General features: G+C 57.3%; 13 protein-coding genes and 5 pseudogenes. 11 read left to right on the top strand and 7 right to left on the bottom strand.

What is annotated here, in order from left to right; translation table 11 throughout:
- Positions 1 to 172: 172 nt before the first annotated feature.
- Together CCGE531_RS34425 and CCGE531_RS26295 are read right to left on the bottom strand one after the other, a co-directional pair.
- Positions 173 to 346, bottom strand: a complete 174-nt coding sequence (locus CCGE531_RS34425; RefSeq protein WP_162944028.1) for a hypothetical protein — start codon at positions 344 to 346, stop codon at positions 173 to 175.
- 402 nt (positions 347 to 748) lie between these two features.
- The gene (locus CCGE531_RS26295) at positions 749 to 955 is read right to left on the bottom strand and encodes a hypothetical protein (protein ID WP_120669469.1); all 207 of its coding nucleotides are present in this window, start codon (positions 953 to 955) and stop codon (positions 749 to 751) included.
- 126 nt (positions 956 to 1,081) lie between these two features.
- Here CCGE531_RS26295 and CCGE531_RS26300 point away from each other — a divergent pair.
- Together CCGE531_RS26300 and CCGE531_RS34920 are read left to right on the top strand one after the other, a co-directional pair.
- A pseudogene (locus tag CCGE531_RS26300) lies at positions 1,082 to 2,158 on the top strand (IS1182 family transposase); the annotation flags it as partial.
- Entirely contained in the window at positions 2,143 to 2,517 is a 375-nt protein-coding gene (locus CCGE531_RS34920; RefSeq protein ID WP_245459442.1) for a transposase, read from the top strand. The pseudogene CCGE531_RS26300 and the gene CCGE531_RS34920, both read left to right, overlap by 16 nt.
- 200 nt (positions 2,518 to 2,717) lie before the next feature.
- On the opposite strand, the gene CCGE531_RS26305 is transcribed toward CCGE531_RS34920, so the two are convergent.
- A complete protein-coding gene (locus tag CCGE531_RS26305; RefSeq protein WP_120669471.1) occupies positions 2,718 to 3,800 on the bottom strand; it encodes a MerR family transcriptional regulator in 1,083 nt (360 codons plus the stop codon).
- A gap of 497 nt (positions 3,801 to 4,297) precedes the next feature.
- On the opposite strand from CCGE531_RS26305, the pseudogene CCGE531_RS26310 reads away from it, so the two are divergent.
- From CCGE531_RS26310 to CCGE531_RS26330, 5 genes and pseudogenes are all read left to right on the top strand, one after another.
- Positions 4,298 to 4,747 (top strand): annotated as a pseudogene (locus tag CCGE531_RS26310) (IS6 family transposase); the annotation flags it as partial.
- A gap of 95 nt (positions 4,748 to 4,842) precedes the next feature.
- Entirely contained in the window at positions 4,843 to 5,988 is a 1,146-nt protein-coding gene (locus tag CCGE531_RS26315) for an ISAs1 family transposase (RefSeq protein WP_004112765.1), read from the top strand.
- Positions 5,989 to 6,023: 35 nt separating this feature from the next.
- Positions 6,024 to 6,311 (top strand): annotated as a pseudogene (locus tag CCGE531_RS26320) (DDE-type integrase/transposase/recombinase); the annotation flags it as partial.
- Positions 6,312 to 6,442: 131 nt separating this feature from the next.
- A complete protein-coding gene (locus CCGE531_RS26325; RefSeq protein WP_348633044.1) occupies positions 6,443 to 7,606 on the top strand; it encodes a Fic family protein in 1,164 nt (387 codons plus the stop codon).
- A 483-nt stretch (positions 7,607 to 8,089) separates the two neighbouring features.
- Positions 8,090 to 9,286: pseudogene (locus tag CCGE531_RS26330) on the top strand (Tn3 family transposase); the annotation flags it as partial.
- Between the two features lie 518 nt (positions 9,287 to 9,804).
- On the opposite strand, the gene CCGE531_RS34925 reads toward CCGE531_RS26330, so the two are convergent.
- Positions 9,805 to 10,044 (bottom strand): hypothetical protein, encoded by a 240-nt coding sequence (locus tag CCGE531_RS34925; RefSeq protein WP_245459444.1) that lies wholly within the window; start codon positions 10,042 to 10,044, stop codon positions 9,805 to 9,807.
- 184 nt (positions 10,045 to 10,228) lie between these two features.
- Here CCGE531_RS34925 and CCGE531_RS34930 point away from each other — a divergent pair.
- From CCGE531_RS34930 to CCGE531_RS26360, 3 genes and pseudogenes are all read left to right on the top strand, one after another.
- A pseudogene (locus CCGE531_RS34930) lies at positions 10,229 to 10,429 on the top strand (hypothetical protein); the annotation flags it as partial.
- A gap of 21 nt (positions 10,430 to 10,450) precedes the next feature.
- Positions 10,451 to 11,589, top strand: a protein-coding gene (locus CCGE531_RS26350; RefSeq protein WP_162943987.1) for an IS3 family transposase whose coding sequence is annotated in 2 segments (ribosomal slippage) — positions 10,451 to 10,709 and positions 10,709 to 11,589 — 1,140 coding nt in all. Because the reading frame shifts where the segments join, the coding sequence is not laid out codon by codon here.
- 114 nt (positions 11,590 to 11,703) lie between these two features.
- The gene (locus tag CCGE531_RS26360) at positions 11,704 to 12,240 is read left to right on the top strand and encodes a MepB family protein (RefSeq protein ID WP_120669477.1); all 537 of its coding nucleotides are present in this window, start codon (positions 11,704 to 11,706) and stop codon (positions 12,238 to 12,240) included.
- Positions 12,241 to 12,537: 297 nt separating this feature from the next.
- Here the strand turns inward: CCGE531_RS26360 and CCGE531_RS26365 are convergent, their stop codons facing one another.
- From CCGE531_RS26365 to CCGE531_RS26375, 3 genes are all read right to left on the bottom strand, one after another.
- Positions 12,538 to 14,208, bottom strand: a complete 1,671-nt coding sequence (locus CCGE531_RS26365; RefSeq protein WP_120669479.1) for a transposase — start codon at positions 14,206 to 14,208, stop codon at positions 12,538 to 12,540.
- A 218-nt stretch (positions 14,209 to 14,426) separates the two neighbouring features.
- Positions 14,427 to 16,097 carry a transposase gene (locus CCGE531_RS26370; protein WP_120669479.1) on the bottom strand — a complete coding sequence of 557 codons (1,671 nt, stop codon included), beginning with the start codon at positions 16,095 to 16,097 and terminating at the stop codon, positions 14,427 to 14,429.
- A 148-nt stretch (positions 16,098 to 16,245) separates the two neighbouring features.
- On the bottom strand, positions 16,246 to 16,488 hold the full coding sequence (locus tag CCGE531_RS26375; RefSeq protein WP_120669481.1) for a hypothetical protein: 243 nt from the start codon (positions 16,486 to 16,488) through the stop codon (positions 16,246 to 16,248).
- Between CCGE531_RS26375 and CCGE531_RS34430 the strand changes: the two genes are divergently transcribed.
- Positions 16,481 to 16,825, top strand: coding sequence for a hypothetical protein (locus CCGE531_RS34430; protein ID WP_162944029.1), 345 nt, complete (start codon positions 16,481 to 16,483; stop codon positions 16,823 to 16,825). The genes CCGE531_RS26375 and CCGE531_RS34430 overlap by 8 nt on opposite strands.
- Positions 16,826 to 17,198 lie beyond the last annotated feature (373 nt).

The raw sequence follows: 17,198 nt of genomic DNA on the forward strand, positions 1-17,198 counted from the left end.
GACAATCCTCCTCGGGACACGTCGAACCTTGTTTGCCGCCGACAACGGGGTTGGCGCGGGAACGGATTGGCCGATTGTCTTTCCCATAAACCGGACGGCCACAGCTGAGCCTTCAGCTGTGGCCGACTGGATGCCGTCGAAGATGGTCGACCGTGCAACCGCAAATAAGGACTTAGCGGCAGATGCGTTCCTTGCGAATAACCCAATGCCCGTGCACCTTGTGCTTCACGGGCTTGACGAAGCAGTCACGATGATGATGGCGGTGGAACGGAGCGGCCTGGGACGGAGCGCTGACGGCGACGACGGATGCCAGGGCGATTGCGGAAGCAAGAAGCAGGTTTTTCATGTTGGTCCTCGTTAGCATTGGGGGCTGATGCTGCGCGATAACGCCCGACTTTGATGCCCCAATTCGACTGAACTGAAAATGAATAGGATGCTTACAAATTTGTAATGCTTCATCGATGCCCCACGGAAGAGGAGCGACAGATTGGGAGTTGATACGACCGATAACGGATATTCTCCTTTCGGAGGAAGGATAGCATTGGCCCCATAGGCGCTAACTTAAGAGCTCCGAAGCCGGGATGGGGCTGTCCCTTAAGCCGTAAAGCTGTCGCGAGGGTCCCCTGCAATAACGAGATTTTGTGTCTGATAATTGCGACAGTGTTTACGAGCGCTTTTAGTCCCAGCGTCGTGCTCCCAAGAAATCAGACAGACCGTCCGAAAACTCGAGCAACGGTCGTCATTAAATTTACCTTAAACCCAATCCGTCGATGAGATCGGCTCTGCCAATATGAACTAGAGCCATGACCACCGCGTTCTTTTCGTCTGGCAGAATTTGCTGAAGCTCTGCCGCGACAGCTTCCAAAACCTCGATGTCATCATCCTCCGTGGAGTTCCCTGAACGTCGATCTAAATAGGAAACAGCGATTGCCAGGGCGACGGCCAAATTAGACATGTAATCCCTTCCATACAGCCCGCGTGTAGGTAACCGCGGCTCGAAACCGTAGCCGCCATATACCGTAAGCGATCTAGAAATATCCTGCCTGATTCCGCAGGGTAATAGTCCATGGTAGCTTTTGCCATGGCGCATCTTTCAGGAACAGACCGCTCGCAATTGCTGCTTCTTCCGGAAGCGGTTGATGATTATGTTGGGGCAGACAATCCTGTCCGCTTCAGTGAGGCCTTCGTTGACGGCTTCGATCTTGCCGCCGCCGGCTTCGTACAAGTGACGGCGAAGGAGACGGGACGTCCGGGTTTCGATCCCGCCGATCTGCTTAAGTTGTATATTTACGGCTATCTGAGCTGGGTGCGTTCGAGCCGGCGGCTGGAAGCCGAGACGCATCGCAATATCGAGGTGATCTGGTTGCTTCGGCAACTGACGCCGGATTTCCGCACCATCGCCGATTTCCGGCGCGTGAACCGCTCAGCGTTCCGGCAGGTGTTTCGCGAGTTCGTCATTCTGTGCCGCCAACTCGACCTGTTCGGCCGGGAGCTTCTTGCTGTCGATGGTACGCGCATCAAGGCGGTGAACAACAAGGATCGCAACTTCACGCGCGGGTCGCTGACGAAGTTCATCTGTGAAGCGGATGAGAAGCTGGCTGACTACATGAAGCGGCTCGACGAAAGCGACGCCGATGAGGACAAGGTTGGCGGCGGCGATGGCCCCGGCGGCCGTAGCGGTGACCTTGCGCGGAAGATCGCGGTGATCAAGGCCAAGCGGGACCGCCACAAGGCGTTGCTGGACGAGCTGAATCGCACCGGCGAGGACCAGATCTCGCTGACCGATCCTGATGCCCGCGCCATGGCGCGCATGACGAAGGTGGGTGTCGGCTACAACGTGCAACTGGCCGTCGACGTGAAGCACAAGCTGATCGTCGAACAGGAGGTCTCCAATCAGGTTCTGGACATGGGATTGCTGGCGCCGACGGTCGAGGCGGCGATGGCAACGCTCGGGGTCGAAACGATCGAGGCGGTTGCCGATCGTGGCTACTTCAAGATCGAAGCCTGCGAGAAGGCGGGGATCACCGCCTTCGTGCCCAAGCCGATCCGCGGCCCCGCCGTTGCCCAAGGCTTCTTCTCCAAGGAGCAATTCCGCTACGACGCTGAAGCCGATGCCTCCACTTGCCCGGCGGGCCAGATGCTGTGGCCCCGCTATCATGGCAAATCCCGCGAGAACGTGAGGGTAACCTATTGCGATCGCAAGGTCTGCAAAACTGCGCGCTACGCCCCGCCTGTACTGCCAAGTCCTATCGAGGGATCACCCGGCTTGAGAACGAGGCCGTGCTCGACCGTATGGCAGACCGGCTCGCCGCCCAGCCCGGCATTCTCGACCGGCGACGTGAAAGCGTCGAGCATCCCTTCGGCACAATCAAGCAATGGATGAATCAGGGCGCATTCCTGATGCGCAGGCTCGACAACGTGCGTGGGGAGTTCAGCCTGACCGCGCTCGCCTACAACATCAAGAGAGCCATTTCCATCATCGGAGTTCCAGGCTTGATCGCGGCACTACAGGCATAATACCACCTCTTTTGCCGCGTTTCCCGGCCTGAATAGGCGCCACAAGGCACCACAACCGCCGTCTCGCATGCTCAGAACCGAAAAGTCCGCAATTTGCGCCAAAACACTGCCGATCTTGCCGAAAACAAGCTAATCTACGTCAACAGGAGAGTTTTCGGACGGTCTGCAGAAGTTTTGCGAATGCGTGGTCGGGGCAACAGTCAAAGAGACGGGCGAATGAAGATGCCGCTAAATCTGCCGTCCGCCGCCAGCGCAAAACTCCATTCCAGGTGGCCCCTCTCGAAGCTGACGTCGTAGACGTCCCAGCCGCAGTCCGTTACGCCCTTGAAGGACATGTCTTTGAGCGGTCCCATGCGCTCCAGATCGGCTTGAATCATTGCAGATTGCTCGCGCGCGGCAGTGGCGAGAGGGGGCATCATCTGCTCATAATCGGGTTCGCCGCGCTGGTGTTGGGCTATGATCTCTTGCAGAAGAGCCTTGCTGTTTTCCACCGGGCGCTTGTCCTTGATCCGCTTCGCAATCGCTTCTTCCAGCGCAATCACAACGCTCTCCTCGACGCGGGGTGCGGTCTGTTCATAGCCGTTCTGGTGTAGCACGAGACCGGATACGGCACCGCTTTCGTTGCGAGTGAAGGTGAGCTGCGCCTGGACTGCCTTGTAGAAGAAACGGTCAACGTCTTCGGGAAAAATTTCAAGCTCCGCCTGGCCCGTCAGGCGCGAAAAGAGTCGTCCATCTCTCAGGGTGATGACATAGGCAAGCGTATCGAGAAGGTAGTATCCGTTATAGTCGGCATAGAGAGCAAGATCGATCTTCTGCTCTGTCCGAGGCCTTGCCTGCTCGTAGCGGCGCCATGCGATGGTATCGGATGAAGTGTCGGTCATGTTCGTATCCTTTGCGAGTTTCAGGAGTTCTTCGATCGAAAGTAGGCCTCCCCCGGCAACCTTCGCCCTCAGGGCTTCAACGATGGCGAGACTGATCTGGGTGCGCCTGAGCTGTTCCTGTAGAGCGAGGTTCTGCATGGAAAGCATGCGATCGAGATCGGCCGCTTGCCCGGCCAACAGCCGGGAGATGTGATGCAGGCGGAAGCCCAGCCGCTTCAACGTCAGAATCTCGTTCAGCCGGGCGATTTCATTGGCTCCGTAGAGCCGCCAATTCTTTACCGTCCTGCGAGGGTGAATGAGGCCAGTTTGCTCATATAGCCGAAGTGCACGTACCGTGAGGCCAATGCACTTGGCACATTGCGCAGCCGTCAACCACGTTTCTTCCTTGATATCATTCCGCATAAGGCCTCCTACAAAATCATGAACCTCATCTAAGGTATGACGTTGGGTCCGGCTCAAGCGAAATTTGAGGGCGTTTTTTGCGTCGGAATCAATCTGTAACCTCCGACCGGCATCGCATTCTGGCTATGGTTGCCTGACTTTTGCGTCGCCTCGGCGGATCGCAGATATGCCGCATGACGGTGGCAAATCGCTTAGAGATTTTCTTCATCGTCCGCACCGACAATACTGCAGAGAGGATCGTATGCTTCAGGAGGCTATGCAGCCTCCGTAGCGACAGGGACCTGAATGTTTGAGATGTCGTCTTCCCAGGGGGAGAGTCGAAAACGTCAGTGACGGCCTCGTCGATCAATAACGCTACGATCGGATGCGCCATGAGCCAGCTTCGCGCCAGGCGCTCGTCCCTCGCTGGCAGTTCGAAGGGCTCTGTTGCAAAAAATCCGTTGATGCCGGAAAGAGCGGCATAGATTTTCAGCGAGACTTTTGATGAGCGATTTCAAGTGGCGTCATTTTCAGGGTGCGTGATTTTGTGGGCGGTGCGTTGGTATTGCCGCTACGGTATCAGCTATCGTGATCTTGAGCAGATGATGGGTGAGCGAGGCGTGCCGGTCGATCATTCGACGATTTATCGCTGGGTCCGGAAATAAGGGCCAGAAATAGAAAAACGGCTGCGCTGGCACTGGCGCCGGCCACAGTCGACGAGTTGGCGCGTTGACGAAACCTATGTGAAAGTCCGAGGACAATGGACGTATCTTTACCGAGCAGTCGATAAATTCGGCAACACGATCGACTTCTACCTGTCCCCGACGCGCAACGCCAAAGCGGCCAAGCGCTTTCTCGGCAAGGCCCTGAATGGTCTGAAGGACTGGGAGAAGCCAACCGTGATCAACACCGACAAGGCCCCGACCTACGGCATTGCTATCGCGCAATTGAAAGCCGAAGGCAAATGCCCCGACAACCTTGTCACGGCTCTGAACTCGGGTTAACGTTTCTTCCCTGAACGGTTTGGGTGTGATTCAAGAGTGTCGGTGATTTGGAGGCCGACATGTTTGAAGACGATCGCCCGCGGCTGCGGGTTTTGCTGGACCATTTTAGTCTCGTTGAGGATGAGCGGGAGCAATGGCGGGTCGCCCATCCGTTACCCGAGGTGCTTCTTCTGGTCGTTTGCGGGACGATCGGCGCATGCGACGATTTTGACGAGATCGTCGAATGGGGGGAGGATAACCTGGCGTTTTTACGTCGGTTTCTTCCCTATCACCATGGCATACCGGGTTCGCGCTGGCTGCGCATTCTGCTCAACCGGATCGATCCGGACCTGTTTTCGAACTGCTTCATATCCTGGGCGGCGACGCTTCGACCCGATGCTCCGGCGCTGGTGGCGATTGACGGAAAGACCTCGCGCGGCAGTCATGACCGGGCCAACGGCCGGGCGGCGCTGCATCTCGTCTCGGCTTTCGCCACCCGTGAACGGCTGGTTCTTGGACAAGAGGCAGTGGCAACGACAAGCTGTGAGCAGGACACCATCCCCTTGCTGCTGGAACGGTTGGCCGAAAAAGATCGCCTGAAAGGCGCGCTCGTGACCATCGACGCCATTGCCTGCAATGCCAAAACCGCCCAGGCGGTGCTCGATGCAGGCGCTGATTACCTCCTGGCGGCCAAGGCCAATCAGCCCGGCCTGATGGGTGAGATCGAGCGCTTCTTTGCCGACGCTCCGGCAAACCTCACCTCAACCGTGACCGAAGTCGACAAGGGCCATGGCCGGGTCGAAGAGCGGCGGGTCACCGTCTCCACTCAAATCGACTGGCTCTCCGGCGACAGGCGCTTTCCCGGCGAATACCGCTTCCCGTCCATCGCCACCATCGTCAAGGTGCAAGCACAAGTCTATGAAAAGTCCAGGCAAAGCAGCCAGGTCCGCTTCTATATCTCCTCGCGGTCGATGACCGCGCTCCAGTTCGCCGAGGCCATACGTGGCCATTGGGCCATCGAGAACTCCCTCCATTGGGTACTCGACGTCACCTTCAACGAGGATGCCGCCCGATCTCGAACCGGGCATGGACCAGCCAACATGGCCGTCGTCCGACACTTCGCCATCAACATGGTTCGAAGCCATAACGACAAGCGCAGTATCAAACTCAGACGAAACAAAGCAGGCAGAAACCCACAATACATGGCCGAAATCATCCGAGCATGACTGTTAACCCGGATTCAGCGCCGTGCAACCTTGTGCACCGGCAGGTCAAATATCTTAACAATGTCGTCGAGGCGGATCACGGTAAACTGAAACAGCTGATCAGACCGGTGAGAGGGTTCAAGACGTTGAAATCCGCCTACGCGACGATCAAAGGTTTTGAGGTCATGCGGGCTTTGCGCAAGGGCCAGGCAGCTGTTTTCAACCTGACGCGCGACATCCGTGGGGAGGCACGCATTGTCGAGCGAGCTTTCAACATCAGACCGAGCGCGTTGACGGAAGCGGTAGCTCTGCTCGCCCAAAATCTCGACGATCGGGCAGCCTGACTGTAAAAAGCACGGAAATATCTTCGCAGTTCGGAAAATTTGCAACAGAGCCCGATTTCATGCCTTCCCGCTCTGAGTGGCCTATGCGGAGATTGCGCTCATTATTCTCCGCATTGTTGCGGATAATGAGCTTGCTATTCTCCGCAACAGCTGCCTATTCTAAAATAATGACCTATATTTGGCAGTCTCATAATTGGCCAACATTTGAATGGCATTCAGACCAGCTCGCGACAAGTCTTGCGACCGTTCGCCTTGAACAAGGCCGCCTTATCGGTCGTGTCGAGGGACTTGGTTTTCGCACCCGTGAAGCAACATTCCTGCGGGCTCTGACAGATGACGTCGTCAAATCGTCAGCGATCGAGGGCGAACGGCTGGATGAGCAACAGGTCAGGTCGTCGTTGGCCAGGCGGCTTGGTATTAACATTGACGGCTTCGTGACGCCCAACCGCTCGGTCGAGGGCATCGTTCACATAACCCTCGATGCCACCATCGACTGTTTCAAGCCGTTAACAGCCGAACGCCTCTTTCAATGGCATGCAGCCCTTTTTCCAACCGGCCGCAACGAATGGGGACATAGGCTTCGGGTCGGCGAGTGGCGGGACGATTCTGATGGCCGGATGGAAATTGTGTCCGGCGCGTTTGGACACGAGAAGGTACACTATGTTGCGCCACCTGCTCACCGTCTGGAAGAAGAAATGAAAGCCTTCCTCAATTGGTTCAACGGACCACAGGAGATGGATCCTCTCATCAAGGCAGCGGTCGCCCATTTGTGGTTCGTGGCCATCCATCCGTTCGGCGACGGCAATGGCCGCATAACCCGTGCGATAGCCGACATGGTCCTTGCGCGCGGTGGCGGTGGAGCTCAGCGGTTATATTCCATGTCCGCAGCTATCGAGAGATCGCGTAGCGGCTACTACGAAGCTCTACAGTCGATCACCGCCACCGAGGAACTCGATATTACGAAATGGGTTCAATGGTTTCTGGATCGCCTGGGAAATGCAGTTGGGGCCGCATTGCTGACCCTCGACAACGTCATGCTCAAAAACGAATTCTGGCAGGCCCATGCCGCGCGTGATCTCAATCCCCGACAGACCAAGGTTCTCAATCGGTTGCTGGAAGGGAATTTCGACGGGAAGCTCACATCGACCAAGTGGGCGAAATTGACGAATGCATCCCAGGACACAGCCTCGCGTGACATCGCAGACCTCTTGGCCAAAGGCATCTTGCGCAAAGGCGAAGCCGGCGGCCGCAGCACGGCTTACGAACTGGTTTCAAATCTCTCTACGGACGGCTAACCCGATTTGAGCAAGGTCGGCGCGTATGCTTCGTCATCCGGCTCGCTTTTCACATGACGACCAGCGCCTTGCGCATTGTCTGATCGCTCGAGCGCATGGACAGGCATTTGTTCGGATTCCTCCCGGTAAAGCATTGCCATTCGAGAACCCTTTGGCGGAAGGGCATCTTTCGCCTGAAGGACGCCAATACCCCCGTCTTGATGGGAGTCGAACCGACGCCCCGTCCGTGATGGGCTAATCTCGTTTTTGTTTCAATGCCTTAGCGGAACACATGGTCTTCGTCTCTTCGCAGCCTCCACCGCCCAATCGAGTTCCGTTGAGTAACTGACAGCGCTCCAAAAATATAGTGGCTGCTTTAAATTATTGTAAACTACCAAAGCCCAAGATTGCAGACTGTTATGGTTTGCGTAGTTCCACTTTGATTAGATCTGTAGAGATATTGGAGCATTCTGTGGGCTGCTCATAAATGCCGCCACATCGAAGCAGCTAACCGACATCTTGTTGGAGGTCGATGCTGCGCTCGGGTTCACCGAAGCCTTCACTCATCTGAGAACCGGGGTTCCATGCGGTGGCCAGGTCGGCTTGCTCAATGTGCTACTCGCAGAAGGGCTGAATCTGGGACTGCGGAAGATGGCGGAGGCCACAAACACTCACGATTACTGGCAGCTATCGCGCCTTGCCCGGTGGCACGTCGAAAGCGACGCAATGGACCAGGCGCTGGCGATCGTGGTGGCTGCGCAGGCAAAGCTGCCGATGTCCCGGCTCTGGGGCATCGGAACGACCGCATCGAGCGATGGCCAGTTCTTTCCTTCGGCCCGGCAGGGCGAGGCGATGAACATGGTCAACGCCAAGTATGGAAACGAACCCGGCCTCAAGGCTAACACTCACGTCAACGACCAGTTCGCGCCTTTCGCGTCACAGACTATTCCCGCGACAATCAGCGAGGCCCCATACATCCTCGACGGTCTGCTGATGAATGAGGCCGGTCGTCAGGTTGGAGAGCAATATGCCGATACGGCCGGCTTCACCGATCACTTGTTCGGGACCAGCGGCATGCTCGGATACCGCCTTGTGCTGCGCATCCGCGATTTGCCTTCGAAGCGCCTTTACGTATTCAATCCCGAAGCGACACCCACGGATTTGCGCAAACTGGTCGGTGGCAAGATTCGCGAGGAATTGATCATCGCGAACTGGCCCGACCTGTTCCGCTGCGCCGCGACCATGGCATCCGGCAAGATCAAGCCAAGCCAGTTGCACCGCAAGCTTGCCTCCTATCCGCGCCAGAACGATCTGGCGGTCGCGCTGCGGGAGGTTGGGCGCGTGGAGCGAACCCTCTTTATTATAGAATGGATCCTCGACACGGACATGCAGCGGCGCGCCCAGATTGGCCTCAACAAGGGCGAGGCCCACCACGCTCTCAAGAATGCGCTGCGTATCGGTCGCCAAGGTGAAATCCGTGACCGAACCACCGAGGGCCAGCATTACCGCATCGCCGGTCTCAACCTGCTCACCGCAATCATCATCTACTGGAACACCGTGCATATCGGCCACGCGGTTGCCGAGCGGCGAAACGAAGGACTTGATGTGCCGCCCGAACTTCTGGCGCACATCTCTGCGCTGGGCTGGGCACACATATTGCTGACCGGTGAGTATCTCTGGCCCAAGCAAGAAACGGCTTAGAGTGTCATTCCGCCCCGAGCCGGAACCGACCCCGAAATCGCCGCCACTTCATTCAGACCACCCCAGGCCGCCGCAGAACGCAAGCTCATCCCGCCGGGTCCGTAAGCCAATGCCAGCCGCAGCAAGGTCTCGGCGTCACCAACGCCGCGTCGCCGCACAAGCGCCTTGGTTATACGCGCTGACGCGCCGAGATCAATGACGCGCTCTAGCTTCGATAGCAGTCTGGACCAATCAGGGGCGATGGAATCACTCGTTCGCATCCACCTTATGAATCACAGACAGATTCAAGCCGTCCAGCCCTTAAGTTAGCGCATATGAGCATTGGCCCCTCCCCTCCACGCCATCATCTCTGCTTGAGGGCTCGCTCGTCATCGCATTTTCTCAATCCGGCTGGCGGCATTAGATCTTTCCGAAAGCGATGAGTTAGCACCGCAAATTGCGCGTTGGTGCCTTCCGGCACCCACAAGACATCTTCGAACGTTTGAGAAAGCGTCCATCCCTGACGTCGATAGAAATTTTCAGCACGGCCGTTGCCTGCTGTACAAAACAGCTCGGCTTCCCGCACGCCATTTTTTTGACAGCTTCAGCTCGGCAAAAGAGAGCAAGCTGTCTGCTACGCCCTGCCCGCGAGCATTCCTGCCGACGTAGAGCTTGACCACCTCCGCGCCCTTTACGGACACGAAGCCGAGCAAGTCGGCGTTCACGGCAACGTAAAATTCATCTCGCGCCTCACTTAGCCAGGCATCGAAATGGTTCATTCTTCTAAAGGCCAAAACTTCCGCAGGAACAAGGGCGGCGTGAGCATCATGCCATCCCTGGTGCCACAAACGCACGATGTCAGCTTGGTCGACCGCATCCGCTGGCCGAATTGTGAGCACTGAAATACCTTTCGAAACGTATGATGATTCCGGGACCTGCAAGCCGCGGAGGAGCGGGTCGGGTGGCGGCCCCTAGGCGGTCGTAACACCGGACAAGCTCGCCAACGCCCGCCAGCATCCGGCGGGCCGCCTTAATGTCCGGGAGACTGCGGCTGGCTTGAAAATCGGCAACACCGCGCTCTACAAGGGGCTTAAGACCGAAAGAGCTGGTTCGGAAAAACTGGACAGCAAGGATAAGTGGAATTTCTGCCTGACTTTGGCTTAGATGCCGGAAACAGGAGAGAGCATGACGAGACGACCACGCCGGAACCACAGCCCGGCTTTCAAGGCGAAGGTGGCGCTTGCCGCCATCAGGGGTGAACAGACGCTGGTGGAATTGTCGCAGCAGTTCGACGTGCATGCCAATCAGATCAAGCAGTGGAAGGACCAGCTCCTTGAGGGGGCGACAGGCGTTTTCGGCGATGACGCCAAAGCGGAACCGGCGACTCCGACCGTCGATGTCAAAACCCTGCACGCCAAGATTGGGGAACTGACGCTTGAGAACGATTTTTTATCCGATGCGCTCGGCAAAGCCGGACTGCTGAGCGGAAAGAAATGATCAATCGCGAGCACAAACTGTCGGTCGTGCGCCAGGCGAAGCTTCTCGGCTTCAGCCGTGGCAGTGTCTATTATTCGCCGCGCCCTGTGTCAGACGGCGATCTGGCACTGATGCGGCGGATCGATGAACTGCATCTCGATTACCCGTTTGCCGGAAGTCGGATGTTGCAGGGGCTTTTGAAGGCGGAAGGGCTTCAGACAGGACGGCTTCACGTTGCGACGCTGATGAAGAAGATGGGCATTGAGGCGATTTATCGTCGTCCCAACACGTCGAAACCGGCACCTGGTCACAAGGTCTATCCGTATCTGCTCAGGAAGCTGACGGTCACCAGACCCAACCAGGTGTGGGCAATGGACCTGACCTACGTCCCCATGGCGCGGGGCTTTGTCTATCTCTGCGCCGTCGTCGATTGGTTCAGTCGCCGAGTGCTTTCATGGCGGCTGTCGATCACGATGGAGACGGCCTTTTGTATCGAGGCGGTTGAGGAAGCTCTTTGCCGATATGGAAAGCCAGACATCTTCAATACCGACCAGGGATCGCAGTTCACCTCCATCGACTTCACGGCGGTGCTGAAGAAGGCCGGGATTGAAATCTCGATGGATGGCAAGGGCGCATGGCGGGACAACGTCTTCGTCGAGCGGCTCTGGCGGTCGATCAAATACGAGGAGGTCTATCTCCATGCCTACAAGACCGTGTCCGAGGCCCGCGCTGGCATCGGCCGCTATTTGACCTTTTACAATACCCGACGTCCACATTCATCCCTTGACCGGCAGACGCCGGACCAGGCTTACTTCAACGCGCTGACACCGATGATGGTGGCGGCATAATCGAGGCGGAAATCCACTTAGCCAAACGTCGCAAGCTGTTCAGACAAACCGAGCCACCTCTGAACAATGAGCAAATTTCCGCCCCGGCGCGGATGCAACACTTTGTGGGAACCCATGACTTCAAGCAAAAGCATACTAGATTCTCTGCAGGGGCAGCTGAACGACGCCATTCGAGATATATACGAATACGCTGGAATGCACGTGACGCATCCGCTTCAGCCAGAAGCTGAAAGTGCGGAGTACGGCGCTTGCCGCTTTGGGCTTGACGGTCATACCATAGCCTTTCGCGTCGCCAAAACAACGCCGACCAAGATTGGCCAGTTTGTGACAATCTGGAAACGGCCGACGCCGGGCAGCGAAATTGCGCCACTCGATATTACTGACGGCGTGCAATTCGTTGTGGTCAATGTCGCAGATACTGCCTACCGGGGGCAGTTTATCTTCAACCAGAAGCTCCTGCTTGCAAAAGGCATCATGTCGCGCAACGGCAAAGGCGGAAAGAGAGCCATTCGTGTATATCCGCCATGGAGCTTTCCAACGGCGAAAGATGCGATACGAACACAGCAATGGCAGACCCAATACTTTCTTCCCCTTGCGACGGATGGGACGGCTGCATCACCGGAACAGGTGCGAAAACTTTTTCAAGCCTGATGTCTTCAGTAGATCAGTTCGTCACACGTTCTCAAATGTCGGATAGATTGGGTACCTCGCGCCGTGCCGCCTATATGTGGATGATCGGCTCCGCTCCAGTTCGCGAGCGTATAGCTAGCGGAAGAAATCTAAATTTTAGTTTCGCTATGTAAAAATTATCTGGTAAAAACAACCATTTAAGCCATGCAAAAATTGCCCATATTTGGGCCAATGGGGGTACGTGGGGCAGATTTGGTGGCGGTGCCGGTTCATTGGGCAACGGTGGTGGCGCAGTCGAGCCGAAGCGGCCCCGGGTGTTCAAGCCCGAGCGAGAATGATCGCTGACAGGGGCGGAACCGGTTGGCCGATGTTGCCAATACCAAGCCGGTCACCGAGATAGTGGTAAAAGGACAGCCCAAGCTTCTGGCAGGTCTTCATAAGACCAAGCATGACGTCGCGCGCAACACGGCCGTCGCGGCTCATCGTGCCGCCGGAGATTTTTCGCTTCGTGACAAAACTCCGCAGATCATTTTCGGATGCATTGGTGTGCAGCGGAATCTCGGGATGATCGAGCACCTTCAGCAGCTCGGTCTTCCTTCGATGCAGCCGCTCAAGCAGCTTGTCGAGTGCCTCATAACCGGTGCGCAGGCTGAAGATTCGGTCAAACCGTCGTCGGAAGGCCGGAACGGCCCGCGGTGAAGGGTTCTGCTTGTAGGCTTTCAGCGCCTTGTAGAAACGCCAGACGAGATCGCGGGCCATGGTGAGCGACCGCTCCTCTTTTGCGGTTCCTGGCATCAGCTTTTGCAGAAGACGTTCGGCATGAACCCAGCACAGCGCGTGATTGCCGACGCGGAACTGGCCGGCGTCGTCGGACACGATCACCGTGTTGCCCATCAGGCCGTGGTGACGGATAGAACCCCACAGGCCGGCCTCGGCATGCGTGCCGATCTCCTGCCGGTCGAAGATGTCGATACCCTTGTCGGCCAGATGCGCCATGAACGGCACCTGGTTGCAGAAGCGCTGCGGTTCAAGAGCGCGAAGTCCGGCAGTAATGGCCGCATCCGCACGGCGTTCTTTCAGATAATCGAACGCGGCATCGTTGAGCACATAATCCTGGTAATTGCCGCGCAGTAGCGACAGGAAATTCAGGCGGGACTTCGATTTTGTGGTGCGAAAGACAGTAAAATTCGGGCCGCCGATGTGTGTGGCGTAACAGTTATTATGGCAATGTCGGGCGCCGGTGTCGTCGACGGTGACATAAGACGACGACACCAGACCGGCATGCAGCACCGCCGCGTCCTCGGCAACAAAGCCATCCAGCTGCTGGGTCAAAAGCCGGACGATCTGGCGTTTTGAGATGTCGAGACCAATGTCATTGAGCAATGTCGTCAGACGCGCGGTCGTTACCTGCCCTTGTGCATGGAGCATCAGGCAAAGCCGCCTGAGGTTGGTGCCATAGCCGCCGATGATCCCCGCCGGCAAGGGTGCCAGCACCGTCTTTCCATCCGGCGTTACCCAGCATTCGCGACGGTAATGCACGAGCTCCGCCTTGAGCACCAGGTCGCGAACATAGACGCTTTTGTATCCTTTGAAGCGCGACCCGGCCGGAGCATCGACGCGCAGGATCTCCTGTCGGCTCACCCGCTTGACATCCAACTTTGGGCCGCGTGGTTTCTTCTTTGTCTGGGCTTTGACAGCGGATTTGGCATCCGTCGCCTTGTCCATACCGGAGGAGCGAAACGGCGGGCGCGGCGGCAGGTTTTTCAATCGCGCGATCTCGTCGCGCAGCAACTGGTTGTCGAGTTTCAGGCGGGTGTTCTCGAGCCGAAGGGCGGCGTTTTCCTCGCGCAGCTGGACGGTCTCGGCCTCAAGCTTCGCAAGCCGGGCTTCCGCCTGCTGCGACCGCTCCAACAGACCGGACACAAGACTGCGCAACGCATTCAGCGACAGCGTGTCGGCATGCTCGGGGGAGGGGAGCCGTTTCGTCATGACAGAATCGAATCATGATTTGCCCCGGCAGGAGAATCCCCAGGCCATAAATCAATTCTCAAAACGCCGGGTTATGCACACTTCTATGCTCGCTCACCGAAACGCTGCCACCGATTTTGCCCCACGTACCCAATGGGGTACGTGGGGCAGATTTGGTGGCGGTGCCGGTTCATTGGGCAACGGTGGTGGCGCAGTCGAGCCGAAGCGGCCCCGGGTGTTCAAGCCCGAGCGAGAATGATCGCTGACAGGGGCGGAACCGGTTGGCCGATGTTGCCAATACCAAGCCGGTCACCGAGATAGTGGTAAAAGGACAGCCCAAGCTTCTGGCAGGTCTTCATAAGACCAAGCATGACGTCGCGCGCAACACGGCCGTCGCGGCTCATCGTGCCGCCGGAGATTTTTCGCTTCGTGACAAAACTCCGCAGATCATTTTCGGATGCATTGGTGTGCAGCGGAATCTCGGGATGATCGAGCACCTTCAGCAGCTCGGTCTTCCTTCGATGCAGCCGCTCAAGCAGCTTGTCGAGTGCCTCATAACCGGTGCGCAGGCTGAAGATTCGGTCAAACCGTCGTCGGAAGGCCGGAACGGCCCGCGGTGAAGGGTTCTGCTTGTAGGCTTTCAGCGCCTTGTAGAAACGCCAGACGAGATCGCGGGCCATGGTGAGCGACCGCTCCTCTTTTGCGGTTCCTGGCATCAGCTTTTGCAGAAGACGTTCGGCATGAACCCAGCACAGCGCGTGATTGCCGACGCGGAACTGGCCGGCGTCGTCGGACACGATCACCGTGTTGCCCATCAGGCCGTGGTGACGGATAGAACCCCACAGGCCGGCCTCGGCATGCGTGCCGATCTCCTGCCGGTCGAAGATGTCGATACCCTTGTCGGCCAGATGCGCCATGAACGGCACCTGGTTGCAGAAGCGCTGCGGTTCAAGAGCGCGAAGTCCGGCAGTAATGGCCGCATCCGCACGGCGTTCTTTCAGATAATCGAACGCGGCATCGTTGAGCACATAATCCTGGTAATTGCCGCGCAGTAGCGACAGGAAATTCAGGCGGGACTTCGATTTTGTGGTGCGAAAGACAGTAAAATTCGGGCCGCCGATGTGTGTGGCGTAACAGTTATTATGGCAATGTCGGGCGCCGGTGTCGTCGACGGTGACATAAGACGACGACACCAGACCGGCATGCAGCACCGCCGCGTCCTCGGCAACAAAGCCATCCAGCTGCTGGGTCAAAAGCCGGACGATCTGGCGTTTTGAGATGTCGAGACCAATGTCATTGAGCAATGTCGTCAGACGCGCGGTCGTTACCTGCCCTTGTGCATGGAGCATCAGGCAAAGCCGCCTGAGGTTGGTGCCATAGCCGCCGATGATCCCCGCCGGCAAGGGTGCCAGCACCGTCTTTCCATCCGGCGTTACCCAGCATTCGCGACGGTAATGCACGAGCTCCGCCTTGAGCACCAGGTCGCGAACATAGACGCTTTTGTATCCTTTGAAGCGCGACCCGGCCGGAGCATCGACGCGCAGGATCTCCTGTCGGCTCACCCGCTTGACATCCAACTTTGGGCCGCGTGGTTTCTTCTTTGTCTGGGCTTTGACAGCGGATTTGGCATCCGTCGCCTTGTCCATACCGGAGGAGCGAAACGGCGGGCGCGGCGGCAGGTTTTTCAATCGCGCGATCTCGTCGCGCAGCAACTGGTTGTCGAGTTTCAGGCGGGTGTTCTCGAGCCGAAGGGCGGCGTTTTCCTCGCGCAGCTGGACGGTCTCGGCCTCAAGCTTCGCAAGCCGGGCTTCCGCCTGCTGCGACCGCTCCAACAGACCGGACACAAGACTGCGCAACGCATTCAGCGACAGCGTGTCGGCATGCTCGGGGGAGGGGAGCCGTTTCGTCATGACAGAATCGAATCATGATTTGCCCCGGCAGGAGAATCCCCAGGCCATAAATCAATTCTCAAAACGCCGGGTTATGCACACTTCTATGCTCGCTCACCGAAACGCTGCCACCGATTTTGCCCCACGTACCCAATGGGTGCGCAGCAGCCTAGGTTGCCCGGCATGTTTTACGGCCATTGTCATCGTGCTTCAGTTCGGACAAAATTTTCACAAGTGGGACAGCAACACCCATCATGGCACGTCCCATGATCTCAGCGACCGCTCGCGTTAACTCCGAGGAAAGCTCGGTATTCTCGATCGATTCGATTTCCTCAATGAGTTTGTTAAGGGTGGGGTCCAGTGAAACCACGAGGTCTATAATTCGCGTCGCGTAGGCCCTGTCTATGATCATCTCGCGTTTCCTGTGCCATGGCGATAAGGCGCAGTTTACTGGATTTAGTCCCGATAAAATAACGGCTGAATACAAATATCAATTGGCTCTGCAATTGCGCGCCACCCCTTCTGCTCCACTTATGCAAATCATTGCTGGCGGCGATTTCATATCGGCCCCTCTGCAAAACTATTCAGATGCCGCCTTCTTGTCGCTTCGGCCGCATCCCGATATGCCGCAGATGAGACTGGTGTTGGTGGTCGTTGTCAATTGGGCTGTTCCAGCGGATCGCCGCCTTGCACTTGGATTGCTTGGCTGGAGGCACCCTATCAAATCGATTTGCACGCAGCCTTTCTAAGGTGTTGAATGGGTTTCGCTGTACTCCGAGCCCGGGTATCTTCGTCGGTTTCACGCCAAACGTCTTTCGCGAAGAGTATGCGTATCTGGGGCGCGTCTTCGAGGCGAATGATCCGGAGGTCGAGCGGTTCACCTCCCGATTTGTCGGTGCCATCGAGAAATAACCCCAGGGGGCTTTCGTGCGGTGTCGGGCGCTCGAAAAGCGCGTCGCCGCAGATACCCCTCCCCTACGCTCACTCCGCAGAGATCATCGCGGCAGGCGAAGATGTCGATCGTCTGATGGGGGATTGCCGCCGTTCGCGAGAACCCGACGTTCGAGAAATTTGCTTGCCGATGGCGCGGCCGACAGACCAGGATTCGAGATCGCTGCGGCA

The organism is Rhizobium sp. CCGE531, assembly GCF_003627795.1.
In the GTDB taxonomy this organism is placed as follows: Bacteria; Pseudomonadota; Alphaproteobacteria; order Rhizobiales; family Rhizobiaceae; genus Rhizobium.

Excerpts from the sequence above, each read along its gene's own strand:
- CCGE531_RS34425 (WP_162944028.1), bottom strand. The coding sequence starts at position 346 with ATGAAAAACCTGCTTCTTGCTTCCGCAATCGCCCTGGCATCCGTCGTC.
- CCGE531_RS26295 (WP_120669469.1), bottom strand. The coding sequence starts at position 955 with ATGTCTAATTTGGCCGTCGCCCTGGCAATCGCTGTTTCCTATTTAGAT.
- CCGE531_RS26305 (WP_120669471.1), bottom strand. The coding sequence starts at position 3,800 with ATGCGGAATGATATCAAGGAAGAAACGTGGTTGACGGCTGCGCAATGT.
- CCGE531_RS26315 (WP_004112765.1), top strand. The coding sequence starts at position 4,843 with ATGTTTGAAGACGATCGCCCGCGGCTGCGGGTTTTGCTGGACCATTTT.
- CCGE531_RS34925 (WP_245459444.1), bottom strand. The coding sequence starts at position 10,044 with ATGAACCATTTCGATGCCTGGCTAAGTGAGGCGCGAGATGAATTTTAC.
- CCGE531_RS26360 (WP_120669477.1), top strand. The coding sequence starts at position 11,704 with ATGACTTCAAGCAAAAGCATACTAGATTCTCTGCAGGGGCAGCTGAAC.
- CCGE531_RS26365 (WP_120669479.1), bottom strand. The coding sequence starts at position 14,208 with ATGACGAAACGGCTCCCCTCCCCCGAGCATGCCGACACGCTGTCGCTG.
- CCGE531_RS26370 (WP_120669479.1), bottom strand. The coding sequence starts at position 16,097 with ATGACGAAACGGCTCCCCTCCCCCGAGCATGCCGACACGCTGTCGCTG.
- CCGE531_RS34430 (WP_162944029.1), top strand. The coding sequence starts at position 16,481 with ATGATCATCTCGCGTTTCCTGTGCCATGGCGATAAGGCGCAGTTTACT.
- CCGE531_RS26375 (WP_120669481.1), bottom strand. The coding sequence starts at position 16,488 with ATGATCATAGACAGGGCCTACGCGACGCGAATTATAGACCTCGTGGTT.